We start from the raw sequence: 13219 nt of genomic DNA on the forward strand, positions 1-13219 counted from the left end.
CGATTAGATTCATGATTTTGAGTATTTTCCAGAAAGAAAACCTATCTTTAACTATTCTACAAGTTATTGACACAAATTGTCTTTATTTGGCTACGTGCAGTCAAACGGATACACATATAAAAAATTGATGTTCTTCAAAAAACCCCGCTATCAGCCTTCAATAATCCGATTTTTAACAGCTTTCTGCACCGCTTCGAGTTTGTTGTGGACTTGGAGTTTTTGGTAAATATTCTCGGTATGCTTGCGGACAGTTTTGGGAGAAATAAAGAGGTTTTCGGAGATTTGTTGATAGGTGAGGCCTTTCGAGGTTTGCTCTAATATTTCGATTTCTCTTTTGGTTAATTTGATTTCCTCTTTTGGCTCTTCGAAGCGAGGTGGATTACGCAGGAGCTTGAGTGTCTTCAGTGCAATCGACGGAGTCATTGCCGCTCCACCGTCAAGTGTATCCAAAATGCCTTGATACAGCTCAGGTGGGCTGACCTCTTTGAGAAAGTAGCCATTTGCTCCGGCCTGGATAGCCCTGAAAATATGTTCGTCGTTGTCAAACACCGTAAGCATGATCGTCTTGATTTGAGGATACTTTTTAGTGACTTCAGCGACTGTTTCAATCCCATTCATTTTAGGCATTTCAATGTCCATCAAGATCAAGTGGATATTGGGATCTGCCTGAAGTTTTTCCAAAAAGTCCTGCCCATTTAAAGCATAAAATTTTACTTCCAAATCCGGATAAATCGCGAGTTTCTCTACTATCGCTTTGAGCAAAAATGAGTTGTCTTCCGCTATTGCGATTTTAATCGACATGCTTTTTTAGGTTTAAATGATACTGATTTCAGTGCCACGATCCGGCGTACTCAAAATTTGTAAATTTCTTCCGATCCGCTCTGCTCGGATTTTCATATTTCCAAGACCATTTCCCAATGACTTTTGCTCAGAAATTCCCCTTCCGTCATCTTTAATTTGGACTAATAGCTTTTGTCCTTCACAAGTGATTAGAATTTTTATTTCCTTGGCGGCGGAATGTTTGATCGCATTATTTACTGCTTCTTGAATAATTCTAAAGTAATTTATTCCCTCCATTGAGTTCAGTGACAGCTCTTGCAATTCTACTTTTGGATCGACTTCAAGCGCAAATTTAGTGGCGGGGCAGGCTGAATTTGCTTTCTCAATCAATCCATAAATTCTCATTTGCAAATCTTCCAAATTAATCGTCTCCTTATTCATCGCCCAGATGGTATCCCTCAGTTCGTTTACCGTCTCTACCGTAAATTCGGAGATTTGATCCAGCTTTTCTGCAATTTTCTCTTTTGAAAGATCCGTGTACTTGAGATTTTTTAAGGTAGAAACAATAAAAGTCAACTGCGCGCCGATATTATCATGCAGGTCAGAGGAAATCCTACTCCGCTGTTCTTGAAGTTTTCGCTGGGTCTGCTGCTCGGCAAAAATGGTTTGCAACTTTGCCTCTTGCTCTAGATGCCGCGTTTTATTTTTTTGGCGGTAATAAATGAAAAAGCCAAGTCCCAAAGAAATCAAAAGGAAAAGCAGCAAAAGTAAAAGTTGATTATTTCGGCTTTCGACGACTAGTTCATTTTCGGCCAACCTCGCTCTCGACTCTGCTAATTGCCGCTCTTTTTGCTCCACCTCATAAATTGCTTCCAACTCCCCAATGGTTTTGATACGCTCAGCTTTAAAAATCGTGTCCTTTAAAGCAGCATATTGCTCCAGGTAATCCATGGCAGAGGATAACTCTCCCTTTGCTTTTCGAAAGCGGTATTCCTCATAGAGGTAATCTCGCTTTTTCTCGGTGGATTCACTTTTTTCTACAAAATATTGGGCACTATCGAGCATAAGCCTAGCTTTTTCCCACTGATTCTGATTATAGGCGATAGTGGCTAGATTGGTATAATTCGCTGCCAATCCATAGGAATTTTGCCGGTTTTTTTGATTAATCCTTTTGGCGATCTGCAACCATTTCTCCGCCTCTGGATACTTTTTTTGTTTGAGCAGTGTATTTCCGATATTGTTCCAAACAAAAAAGACACGAGTACTGTCCAATTCGCTCATCAAATCCAATACCTGAAAATGGTACTTTAGCGCGCTATCCAGTTTGCTCCAATCGTCAAAATTGATTCCAATGGCATTCAAGGCTATGGATTGATAGTAAGGATCAGGATTTTGGCTGGCATTTAATAATTCCAGCGCCTTCTTTCCATATTCTACACCAAGCTCAAAGTTCTCCATGTCATGATGAATCACTGAAATATCGGTCAAGTGGAAGGCCATCTTTGCCGTATCAGAAATGGATCGAGCAAAATCCAATCCTTGTTGAGCAAAATTTAGCGCTTGGTCAAAAAGTCCACTTGACTGATCCATTCGAGTCAATCGAATGTAAGTGACCGACCGAAGAGAGGGTATTTCATCGGTATAGTAGGGTAGAGCTTCCAAAAACAAGCGTCGGGATTCCTGAGTGTGATCTTTTAGATTTTGGTACTCTGCAACATAAAAGCGATAAACCCCAGAATCTGTAGGGGAGTATAACTTTTGCTTGGCTTCGGTCAAATAAAATTCTCCTGAGTCCAAATTGGAATACATCCTTCCCAGCTCTTGAATCAAGTCTTGAGAAAAGGCTTGCACTGATAAAATAAGGAGAAAAAAAACTGAATAGAAGCAGCGTTTCATATTGACTCTTGATGAAATCAGATTAAAAATATAAAATTCTTTCATCCAAAATTTAGAAACCTAGGGCATATCCCAAAAAACTTTCCAATTCTACCTATAAATGGAAAAGAGCCCTTGATTAGCAATCAAGAGCTCAATTTTAAAATTTTATTCGGAAAATTACCCGTAAATCTCTTCTAAAATCTGAGCAAGTCGAACACTCGCTGCAATCATCCGCTCCTCGGCTACTTTATAGTTGTTGTACATGTATTCGTAACTCAACCTTCTGTTTTCTGGCAAATCATAAACAATGGGACGTAAACTGACCGCTTCTTTTAACCAATCCTGCATAGACGCTGCCCGGTATTCTTTTTGTAGTTCGGGAGTAACCCGACGGTAAAGTTCGTCAGCTAGTTCTGAATAACTCATTCCCTGTCTTCCAATCATTCCACTATCCCAAAGGGCATGAAGGTTGGTCGGGTTTCCAAAAAATTCAATTTTTACATCATTTCCTCCACGATCTTCTCCCGTTCCCACATGCAGCGGCTGATGAATATCTTCCACCATATGAATGAGCATCTTAAGTTTTTCTGCTTCCTCCACCGCAGACAAACCTCCTGCTTTTAATTCCGCTTTCAATCGCAAAATAGCCTCATAAGCATCGCCTTCTTCTTCCTGATGCGCAGGGTCATATTCGCCATCTTTACTTGTAAGGTAATGCCATGTGGTGGCATAATCGTAGGCACGATCGGAGCGAACTTCATCCATCCAAGTCCCACTTCTGCCCAGAGACATCGGTTGGATTACTTTTTCTACTTTCTTCAAAGTAGATTTTTTCATTTGGCGTTCTGCCATCAGTCCGATAAGGTAATGGCCCAATTGTCCCCAAGCAAAGGATTGGGTTACAATCATGGTGAGGAAAAAAGCCGAGGCAAGAAATTTAAATTTTTTCATGTGTTTATAATTGTCTTTTAACGGTCACATGAAATACCCTGGATAATCATTCTCCTGTGTGTCGACTATTCGACATGGGTATTTCATGAGTTAATTTGGATACGAAAATAGGTGAGAATTTTTAAAGGGAGATTAGGAAATTATTATGCTTTCTCCAGCTCAGATACTGCCAACCAGGCCATCAATCCAGCACCGATTTCCAAGGCATCCTCATCGATATCGAAAGTTGGAGTATGGACACTGGAAACGATTCCCTTTTCTTCATTTCGGGTACCGAGACGATAAAAACATCCATCAATTTCCTGAGAATAATAGGCAAAATCCTCTGCTGCCATCCAAATATCCAAATCCAAAACATTTTCTTCCCCAAGGTATTCTTTGGCAGCGAGCGTCGCTCGAGCGGTCAATTCGGGATCATTTTGAAGAAAAGGATAGCCTTTTCGAATTTCAAAATCCACCTCTCCGCCCATTCCTTCTACCAGGCCTTTTGCTATTTGAAGCATTTTTTGATGAGCCTGAGCCCTCCAATCTTCATTTAAAGTTCTGAACGTACCTTGAATTTTTACTTCATTTGGAATCACATTAGTCGCTCCCAAAGCTTCTACTCGCCCAAAAGATAATACAGAAGGCACTTTGGGATTGGCTGCTCGACTAACCACCTGCTGCAAAGCGACGATCAAATGAGACGATATCAATACTGGATCAATCAAGGTCTCTGGCATAGCGCCATGACCTCCTTTTCCTTTGACTGTGATGTACAGTTCATCTGCACTTGCCATATAGATACCCTGTCTAAAGCCCACTTTTCCAGCAGGAATAAAAGGCATCACATGCTGTCCGATGATTCCACTTGGTCTAGGATTTTCCAAAGCACCATCTTTGATCATATAGGAAGCTCCACCTGGTGCGACTTCCTCTCCAGGTTGAAAAATAAGCTTGATCGTTCCTTCAAATTGATCTTTGACTGAATGTAAAATTTTGGCAGCACCTAGAAGTGACGCTGTATGGGCATCATGTCCACAGGCATGCATCACTCCATTTTTTTTGGATTTGTAGGAAACTTCGTTTGCCTCAATGATGGGTAAAGCATCCATATCTGCCCGGAGGGCGATGATTCGTTTAGTTGGGTTTTTACCTTCGATCAACGCTGTCCATCCCGTGGTTGCTTTTTGCTCCACCTGGCTGACTCCTATCTCAGCTAACTTTTGCCTAACAAATTCTGCTGTTTCAAATTCTTGGTAGGAAAGCTCTGGGTTGGCATGCAGATGCCTACGATTTGAAATAACTTCAGATTTTAATTCTTTGGCTAAGCCTTTAATTTTCTCCTTCAACATCGATCTCTTCTTGGCTTGGCACAGAAAATTCTTTTCTCAATATTCGATCTTGAATGATCCGGGCCGTGGGAAATTCTTCTTTTACTAAATTAAAATATTTTAAGGCCTCCACCTTGTAAGCATACCGACCAATTTTGACTAAGTAACGCGGTTGTTGGTATTGAATATCGGCCTTGATTTCTGGAAAAAGCTCTTCCAAATTATCCATGGTATCAAACGCTTGCTTCCGATCCAAACCAGAATAAACCAATACTTTATATCCATTGAAGTAGGGGTCCGATTTTCTTTTGTCGTATTCCTGCTTTGCCAGCTGGCTGAGCTGATCATCAATGGAGGTAGGCGAAACCTCTTCCTCTAAATTATCCGATTGGCTGATTCGCTCCTTATAACTGGGATAATTAGGCAAGAAAGTACTCAGGTTTTCGCTATAATTATCATAAGCTGCCGATTTATCCACAGCCGGACCGGAGCTTTTGCAAGCTCCAATGAAAATGACAAGTAAACTTATCCAAAGTACCCTCATGATTTAATTTTCAATGATTACACATTTCCCATCTTGGACGTCCTGCTCAATACTTTTGTACTTCACATCGTTTTTGACTGTCCCGTTGGTGTATTGAACGGAAACTTTGTCATTTCGTCCGTAGGTTTTCTCAGATTTTCGTGGGGCCACAACTGCTTGTTGTGCGGCTCTTCCTGCAGAGGCTGCAGCCGCCGCAGCTCGATTAGCTCCTGGGTTTAAAGAACTGGAAACCTCAGCTTTTGAAGCTTGAACCTTTGGCTCTGATTGGGGCCTTGGGGCTTGGGCAGCACTGACTTGATTGGGATCCTGTTTGGGCAAATCAGCTCGACTCAAGAAGGAAATCATATCCTCATTCAGCTTGCCAATAAAGCGCTTAAACATCTCAAAGGCCTCAAACTTATAAATCAATAGCGGATCTTTTTGCTCATAAACAGCATTTTGGACGGACTGCTTCAAATCATCCATGTCCCGGAGATGCTCTTTCCAGTTTTGATCAATAATGGCGAGCGTGACACTTTTTTCAAGAGATCGAATCAATTCTTTCCCCTCAGTTTCGAGCATTTTCTCTAGATTCACAACCACACCTATCTGCTTAATTCCATCAGAAATCGGCACCATGATATCCTTAACTGTAGCTCCACGTTCGGCGTGTACCCGTTGTAATATAGGAATGGCAGTCTGCGTGATTTTTTCATTTTTGGCCTTATAGGATTTAAAAGCCTCCGCATAAAGTTCCTCTGTTAATTTTTGGCTCTCTTTGCTCTTTAAATCATCAGCTGAAATCTGATAATCCAAGCCGAGCGAAGTGAAAATATTCATTCTGATATTTTCAATGTCCTCGGTGGATTTACCCATATCCACGATGCTTTCGCAGACATCGTACATAATATTGAGAATGTCCAGCTCTAATCGTTCACCTTTCAAGGCATTCCTTCGACGCTTGTAAACTACCTCCCGCTGGGAGTTCATCACATCATCATATTCCAGCAATCGCTTACGGGTGCCAAAGTTGTTTTCTTCCACTTTTCGCTGCGCCCGTTCAATGGATTTGGTAATCATGGAGTGCTGAATTACTTCTCCCTCTTCCAAGCCCATTCGGTCCATTAGTTTGGCGATTCGGTCTGAGCCAAAAAGTCGCATTAAACTATCCTCAAGCGAAACAAAAAACTGAGACGAACCCACGTCCCCTTGTCTACCGGCACGACCTCTCAGCTGACGGTCAACCCGTCGGGATTCATGTCTTTCAGTACCAATGATTGCCAATCCTCCAGCCTGTTTGGACTCAGGAGTCAGCTTGATATCGGTACCCCGACCGGCCATGTTCGTCGCAATAGTCACCGTACCCGGCTTTCCTGCTTCTGCAACAACATCGGCTTCCCGAGCGTGTTGTTTTGCATTCAATACCTGATGCGGAATTTTTTTCAAGGTCAGCATTCGGCTGAGCACCTCGGATATTTCCACCGAGGTAGTACCCACCAGCACAGGCCTTCCAGCAGCGACCAATTCATTGATTTCATCCACTACTGCATTGAACTTTTCCCGGACGGTTTTATAAACTTTATCTTCTCTATCGTCACGTTGAATCGGTCTATTCGTTGGGATCACCACCACATCTAGCTTGTAAATTTCCCAGAATTCGCCGGCTTCGGTTTCTGCAGTACCGGTCATGCCGGCAAGCTTGTGATACATCCGAAAATAATTCTGTAGCGTAATCGTCGCATAGGTCTGTGTCGCATCTTCGACCTTCACATTTTCTTTCGCTTCGATCGCCTGATGCAAACCATCCGAATAGCGACGTCCTTCCATCACACGGCCAGTTTGCTCATCGACAATTTTAACTTTTCCATCGACAATTATATATTCCGTATCCCGCTCAAACATACAATAGGCTTTGAGTAACTGATTGACCGTATGAATTCGCTGAGCTTTGACGCCGTAATCTTTAATGACTTCTTCTTTGCGCACCAATTTTTCTTTCTCGTCAAGTGTCTCATTCTTTTCGAGTTCTGCAATTTCCACACCGATATCGGGCATGATAAAAAAGCTCGGATCCTCGTTTTTGGTCGTCATCGTTTCGATTCCCCGATCAGTTAGATCGACCACATTGCTTTTTTCTTCAATCGTAAACAATAGTGGTTCGTCTGCCTCAGGCATGTTTCGCTTGTTATCCTGTAAGTAAAAGTTCTCCGTTTTTTGAAGGATCACCCGGATACCAGGTTCGGAAAGATACTTGATCAAGGGCTTGTATTTGGGCATGCCCCGATAGGCTCTGAAAAGTGCCAAGCCTCCCTCTTTTTCATTTCCTTCCGCAATTTGCTTCTTGGCAGTAGATAAAAATCCCTGAACTAATTTACGCTGCTCTTCCACTAAAGTAGAAACTCGCGGCTTCATCTGATCAAACTCGTGAACATCTCCTTTGGGAACCGGACCTGAAATAATTAAAGGTGTCCGCGCATCATCAATCAATACCGAATCGACCTCATCGACCATGGCAAAGTGATGCTTACCCTGAACCAAATCTCCGGATTCACGGGCCATATTGTCTCTCAAATAGTCAAAACCAAACTCATTGTTGGTACCATATACAATGTCACACCCATATGCTTTTTTCCTGCCGGGGGAATTGGGTTGATATTTATCAATACAGTCCACAGTCAATCCATGGAATTCAAAAAGTGGTGCATTCCACTCGGAGTCCCGCTTAGCCAAGTAATCATTGACCGTAACGATGTGGACGCCTCGCCCTGCAAGTGCATTGAGGTAGGCGGGAAGGGTAGACACCAAGGTTTTCCCTTCACCTGTAGCCATCTCGGCGATTTTTCCTTTGTGCAAAACCATCCCACCGATCAACTGCACATCGTAGTGGACCATATCCCAAACCACTTCGTTTCCTGCAGCTAGCCACTTATTGTGCCACGTTGCCCTTTCTCCATCGATATCCACATGAGGCTTTACGGCAGCCATTTCTTTGTCTTTTAGCGTGGCCGAAACAGTCAATTTCCCATTTTCTTTAAATCGTCGGGCCGTTTCTTTTACCACCGCAAACGCTTTAGGCATGACTGTTTCCAGGACTTCCTCCAGCGCTTGATCCCGGTCTTTTTCTACTTTTTCGATTTGAGTGAAAAGCTGGTCCTTTTCGTGGATTGCCTCAGAAGGAAGTTGTTCGATTTCTGCACGAAAAGATGAAATTTGATCGTCAAAACTCTTGAGATGGGCATTGATTACGGATTTAATTTCTCCGGTCTGCGCCCTCAGCTCATCATCACTCAGGGATTTAAACCCCTCAAAAATCTCATTGATTTCTTTTACTTTGGGAAGTAAGTCCTTTATATCTCGATCGGATTTAGTACCAAAAACTTTGGCCAATCCTTTAGCAATAAAATCTAGCATGTCTGTATTTTGATTCTGAAATCAGGGTTAAAATTAAGCCCTTTTTATTACAATTGATAATTAATGAAAGTACACCGTTTATCTAGGGGTTTAAAGGTCAATTTGACCGGCAAATACTTGCTTGGCAGGACCTATCAACCAAATGTCTTGGAAAGACCCATTGGCCTTCTTTCGAAAACGTACGGATAAATTCCCTCCAAGGGTTTTTATTTTCACCTTTGCTTCTTCCTCATCTTTTGCAAAGGCAAGAGCTGCTGCTGTCACACCGGTACCACAGGAAAGTGTTTCGTCCTCTACCCCTCGCTCGTATGTTCGAACAAAAATTTCGTCTGAATCCATCGCTTGAATAAAGTTGACATTGGTTCCCCCTGGTGCATAGTGCTGATCGTATCTGATTTTTCTTCCTTCAGCCACCACAGGGTATTTTTCGATCTGCTCAACAAAACGGATATGATGGGGCGAACCGGTATTCACAAAACAGTCTGAATTAACCTGATCTACGCCGGAAACATCTCCCATTTTCAATTCCACCAAATCTTCTTTAATACGAGCTTCATGTTCGCCATCAATGGCAAGAAAGTTCGTTTTTTCCCCAATAATCCCCAAAAAGGCTGCAAAAGCCACGGCACATCGGGCCCCGTTTCCACACATACTCTGCGATCCGTCTGCATTGAAATAAATCATCTCAAAATCAAACTGAGTATGGTTTCTGATCAGTATCAAACCATCAGCACCAATCCCAAATTTGCGGTCACAAAGCTGGGAAACCAAGGCTAAATTCTGATCATCAAAGCGGTTCTCCCGATCATCGATCATCACAAAGTCATTTCCAGTTCCCTGATATTTATAAAATCTCATTCCTTCTTCTTCGTTTTAAAATTTCTTGGGTTCAAAAACTTGTCCAAGCCATTCTCAAGCTACAAACTTAACCAAACTGGCAGAAATTCGGACGTATTGTCCGCCTTCAATTCCTATTTACTAATAGATTGATTATTTTGAGCTTTAATTTCTAATCGAAATCAAACGAAACCTTATTTTATTATGAAACTATCCCATGAATTGATATCCCGTCGCTCATTTCTTGCCACTAGTTCCAAAGCCAGTCTGGCCATGGGCTTAGTCGGTACCGGTGTCTTATCTGCCTGCAGCAATGATGCAAAAGGCGATGCCCAATCTATACTGGCTACTAGTTTTACCCAGACTCCGCTTAGTTTTGATTTCTCCGCACTGGAGCCGCATATTGATGCGATGACCATGGAGATCCACTTTACCAAGCATGCAGCAGGATATGCCAAAAACCTCAATGATGCTATCGGAGAAGAAAATGTGGACACCAATAAGCCACTAGAAGACGTTTTGGCAAATATTTCCCAGTACAGCACCAAAATGCGTAACAATGGTGGAGGGCATTACAATCACGAATTGTTTTGGCAAATCATGACTCCAGATGCAGCAGAAAGACCTGAGGGAGATTTGTCCGCTGCTATTGATGAAAGCTTTGGAAGTTTTGAGGCTTTTGTTCAGGAATTTGAAAAAGCTGCTGCCACCCGCTTTGGATCAGGCTGGGCATGGCTGGTAGTCGGTTCAGACAATAAACTTATGATCGGCTCCACTCCAAATCAGGACAATCCCCTTATGGATATTTCGGATTTCAAAGGAACCCCGCTTCTCGGGCTAGACGTTTGGGAACATGCTTACTACTTGAACTACCAAAACCGCAGAGCAGATTACATTTCAGCTTTTTGGAATATTATCAACTGGAACAAGGTCGCTGAGCGTTTCTCTGCATCGATGTAATTGGATTTTTGGAAAAAAAATCAAAAAAATTTCGTCCCCTTAAATCGCCTAAAAATGTAAGATTATCTAAGTCCTTATTAATCAACTTAAAAAACGAATCGCCTCTTTGGAAATTGAGGCGATTTTTTTTGCCTTTCACCTTCCCAGACCATTCGGATTTTGGCAAATGAAAACTTCAAAATATCCTATTGGCATGCAGATTGGACCGTTTGGGGTAAACCAATTTATTATTTACTATGAAAAAGCACCTTTTAACCCCCACATTATTGGCCTTAGTTGCCGGGACGGTATTGATCTCCTGCTCGGAAGATTCCGATCCACAGCCAGCCGATGGCAATGCAAATTCCCGTGTCTTTGCTACCGCTAGCGGAGGTTCCTCTGAATCTGCCAATGCCCGGGTAATCGTTAATGGATTTTCCTCTTCGGAATTTACCGTAGCCACCGGAGAAATGGAGTTTCGGTACGCAGCAAAAGCAGATATCGAAACCGGAATTGACCTAGGAAGCATCTCGCTGAAAACCAACCTCAACTCCAGCCTTCAGACTTCCGCATCTGAAACTAACTCATTGGCCTTAATCGCAAGTGGAGATAGTCAAGCTGCCTTAATTGCCGAGGGAGAAACTCCGGAGGGGAATTATACTGAAGCTGAGTTTTTGCTCCAGCAAAATACTGAAGTAGACTCCTCCGATCCCAAGTATAACAAAAGTCTCTGGATCGAAGGAGAAATCGAAGGAAGTCAAACCATCATCTGGTCCGAAACGGAAAAAGCAATCCAAGCCATGGCCGAGTCAAGCAATGGAGTGGTAGTAGAAGGACAAAGCGATATGATGCTAGAGTTTGATATGGAAAAACTATTCGAAGGAGTGAACTTTTCCCTCGCTGGAGATGGGAATGCTGATGGTACAATCGAAATCGGTCCGGATGGAGAAGATGGAAATGCACTCCTCTACAGTCGAATCATGAGCAATATTGAGTCGGCAGTTACCCTCAAAAGCAGAAACTAAAACCTATTCATTTCTTTCCTGATCAAAAGGCCGGATTTTCCGGTCTTTTTTCTTTATTTCAAGGTTCAAAAATAATAAACCATGCAGGATCCAAAATCACTCACTTCAGTGGCACTTTTTCACCAAACATTTAAACATCCCGTGCTTCCCAGCCCTCAAATTCCGGATGAGACCCGCTGTAATCTCCGCGTGTCGCTTTTATCAGAAGAGCTCAAGGAACTCGAAGAGGCAATTAAGGAAAAGGACCTGGTGGAGATTGCGGATGCCCTTTGTGATTTGCAATATGTGCTTTCCGGTGCAATTTTGGAGTTTGGCTTAGGCGAAAAGTTCAAAGATCTCTTTGATGAAGTGCAGCGCTCCAATATGAGCAAGGCTTGCCTCACCGAAGCAGAAGCTAAAGCAACAGTTGCCCACTACAAACTCAAAGGGACTGATTGTTTTTATGAAAAAGAGGGTGACTTGTATTTGGTTTTTCGGGAAGGTGACCGCAAAACCCTCAAGTCTGTCAATTATTCTCCGGCAGACTTGAAGGGAATATTGGAAAAATAAATTTACTCGCGGCGAAAAGGCTTATCCTGGTAATTTTTGAGTTCGATGATTTTGGAGGGAAGGTTAAAGCCCTCTGCTGAAAGTCGCTCCAAAACGCCGATGATGACTTCGCTTTTTACTTCCAAATCAGGAATTTCCCGATTAAAGGTATCCACCCAAAATGCTACCTGAATATTCAGTGTGCTTTCGCCTAGGTTTTCCACCCAGGTGCTGGGCTTTTTGAATTCCTTCAAAACACCCTTGATATTAACTATCTCGTCCAGAATGACACGCATGGCTTTTCTGTAATCGGACCCATAATCCAGTCCTATCGTAAATTGATAGCGTAGAAAGCCATCAATGGTGAAGTTGGTCAGTGGATTTTTGATAATGGAAGCGTTGGGAATAAATACATCTTTGCCGTCCGGTGTTTTGACTTGCGTATCCCGGAGATTGAGCATGATGACTTTCCCATTAATCCCATTAATATCCACGATATCGCCCACTCGAAAAGGCCGCTTAAAGGCGAGTAATATTCCTGCCAGAAAATTTTCCCCGATGTCTTTTAGGGCAAAGCCGATTACAAAAGCGGTGATTCCCGCACCTGCCAAAAGACCCGATACTACTCCAGTCAATCCGACAACACGGAAGACAATCATAAACCCGATCAGCAAAATAATCAGTCTAAAAATCACAGACAGAAAATTGGCCAAAAGAGGGTCATCCATTCGCTTGACCAGTTTGGATTTGAAGAATTTCTGAAAGTAATTGGCGATAAAAAAGAAAGCCAATAGGATCAGGATGGCAATACTAGTGATTTTAAGTAGCTCCTGAATTCTCAGCCAGTCAATATTCATCCTTGTCAAAAATTCCACGGAAAAGATGTTTAGTAGAATTCTAACATACGAAAACCACTGGAAATTTGCGAATTCAGAGAGATCTCACTTTTCTTATTGCGTAAAAATCTTCATTAGATTTCACTCTTTAGTTCCTTTACCCTCGATTTGGCCCAGAAGAATCAAAAGGCTAGAGTC

11 protein-coding genes are annotated in these 13219 nt (G+C 42.4%); 3 read left to right on the forward strand and 8 right to left on the reverse strand.

All coding sequences use genetic code 11. The annotated features are described in order from the left end of the window. Window positions 1–150: 150 nt before the first annotated feature. The 7 genes from Q0L00_RS08170 to dapF form a co-directional block, all read right to left on the reverse strand. Window positions 151–801, reverse strand: a complete 651-nt coding sequence (locus Q0L00_RS08170; RefSeq protein ID WP_297336389.1) for a response regulator transcription factor — start codon at window positions 799–801, stop codon at window positions 151–153. A gap of 12 nt (window positions 802–813) precedes the next feature. Further along, a complete protein-coding gene (locus tag Q0L00_RS08175) occupies window positions 814–2676 on the reverse strand; it encodes a tetratricopeptide repeat-containing sensor histidine kinase (protein ID WP_297336390.1) in 1863 nt (620 codons plus the stop codon). A gap of 159 nt (window positions 2677–2835) precedes the next feature. Next, window positions 2836–3609 (reverse strand): S1/P1 nuclease, encoded by a 774-nt coding sequence (locus tag Q0L00_RS08180; protein ID WP_297336391.1) that lies wholly within the window; start codon window positions 3607–3609, stop codon window positions 2836–2838. Window positions 3610–3752: 143 nt separating this feature from the next. Then, window positions 3753–4943 carry a M20 family metallopeptidase gene (locus Q0L00_RS08185; RefSeq protein WP_297336392.1) on the reverse strand — a complete coding sequence of 397 codons (1191 nt, stop codon included), beginning with the start codon at window positions 4941–4943 and terminating at the stop codon, window positions 3753–3755. Further along, window positions 4924–5466, reverse strand: coding sequence for a hypothetical protein (locus Q0L00_RS08190; protein ID WP_297336393.1), 543 nt, complete (start codon window positions 5464–5466; stop codon window positions 4924–4926). The genes Q0L00_RS08185 and Q0L00_RS08190 overlap by 20 nt, the downstream gene beginning before the upstream one ends. 3 nt (window positions 5467–5469) lie before the next feature. Further along, complete coding sequence (secA, locus tag Q0L00_RS08195; protein ID WP_297336394.1) at window positions 5470–8856, reverse strand: preprotein translocase subunit SecA; 3387 nt, start codon at window positions 8854–8856, stop codon at window positions 5470–5472. A gap of 90 nt (window positions 8857–8946) precedes the next feature. Then, complete coding sequence (dapF, locus tag Q0L00_RS08200; protein ID WP_297336395.1) at window positions 8947–9714, reverse strand: diaminopimelate epimerase; 768 nt, start codon at window positions 9712–9714, stop codon at window positions 8947–8949. 183 nt (window positions 9715–9897) lie between these two features. Here dapF and Q0L00_RS08205 point away from each other — a divergent pair, with 183 nt between their 5' ends. The 3 genes from Q0L00_RS08205 (at window position 9898) to Q0L00_RS08215 (ending at window position 12206) form a co-directional block, all read left to right on the forward strand. Continuing rightward, on the forward strand, window positions 9898–10653 hold the full coding sequence (locus Q0L00_RS08205) for a superoxide dismutase (RefSeq protein ID WP_297336396.1): 756 nt from the start codon (window positions 9898–9900) through the stop codon (window positions 10651–10653). A 236-nt stretch (window positions 10654–10889) separates the two neighbouring features. Then, on the forward strand, window positions 10890–11657 hold the full coding sequence (locus Q0L00_RS08210; RefSeq protein ID WP_297336397.1) for a hypothetical protein: 768 nt from the start codon (window positions 10890–10892) through the stop codon (window positions 11655–11657). An 81-nt stretch (window positions 11658–11738) separates the two neighbouring features. Further along, window positions 11739–12206 carry a nucleoside triphosphate pyrophosphohydrolase family protein gene (locus tag Q0L00_RS08215; protein WP_297336398.1) on the forward strand — a complete coding sequence of 156 codons (468 nt, stop codon included), beginning with the start codon at window positions 11739–11741 and terminating at the stop codon, window positions 12204–12206. A gap of 2 nt (window positions 12207–12208) precedes the next feature. Here the strand turns inward: Q0L00_RS08215 and Q0L00_RS08220 are convergent, their stop codons facing one another. Beyond that, window positions 12209–13042: a mechanosensitive ion channel family protein gene (locus Q0L00_RS08220; protein WP_297336399.1), complete on the reverse strand. Its 834-nt coding sequence runs from the start codon at window positions 13040–13042 to the stop codon at window positions 12209–12211. Window positions 13043–13219 lie beyond the last annotated feature (177 nt).

The organism is Algoriphagus sp., from assembly GCF_024305035.1.
Lineage (GTDB): Bacteria > Bacteroidota > Bacteroidia > Cytophagales > Cyclobacteriaceae > Algoriphagus.

What these genes read in the sequence shown, in the direction of transcription:
- Q0L00_RS08170 (WP_297336389.1), bottom strand. Translation starts at nt 801, where the DNA reads ATGTCGATTAAAATCGCAATAGCGGAAGACAACTCATTTTTGCTCAAA.
- Q0L00_RS08175 (WP_297336390.1), bottom strand. Translation starts at nt 2,676, where the DNA reads ATGAAACGCTGCTTCTATTCAGTTTTTTTTCTCCTTATTTTATCAGTG.
- Q0L00_RS08180 (WP_297336391.1), bottom strand. Translation starts at nt 3,609, where the DNA reads ATGAAAAAATTTAAATTTCTTGCCTCGGCTTTTTTCCTCACCATGATT.
- Q0L00_RS08185 (WP_297336392.1), bottom strand. Translation starts at nt 4,943, where the DNA reads ATGTTGAAGGAGAAAATTAAAGGCTTAGCCAAAGAATTAAAATCTGAA.
- Q0L00_RS08190 (WP_297336393.1), bottom strand. Translation starts at nt 5,466, where the DNA reads ATGAGGGTACTTTGGATAAGTTTACTTGTCATTTTCATTGGAGCTTGC.
- secA (WP_297336394.1), bottom strand. Translation starts at nt 8,856, where the DNA reads ATGCTAGATTTTATTGCTAAAGGATTGGCCAAAGTTTTTGGTACTAAA.
- dapF (WP_297336395.1), bottom strand. Translation starts at nt 9,714, where the DNA reads ATGAGATTTTATAAATATCAGGGAACTGGAAATGACTTTGTGATGATC.
- Q0L00_RS08205 (WP_297336396.1), top strand. Translation starts at nt 9,898, where the DNA reads ATGAAACTATCCCATGAATTGATATCCCGTCGCTCATTTCTTGCCACT.
- Q0L00_RS08210 (WP_297336397.1), top strand. Translation starts at nt 10,890, where the DNA reads ATGAAAAAGCACCTTTTAACCCCCACATTATTGGCCTTAGTTGCCGGG.
- Q0L00_RS08215 (WP_297336398.1), top strand. Translation starts at nt 11,739, where the DNA reads ATGCAGGATCCAAAATCACTCACTTCAGTGGCACTTTTTCACCAAACA.
- Q0L00_RS08220 (WP_297336399.1), bottom strand. Translation starts at nt 13,042, where the DNA reads ATGAATATTGACTGGCTGAGAATTCAGGAGCTACTTAAAATCACTAGT.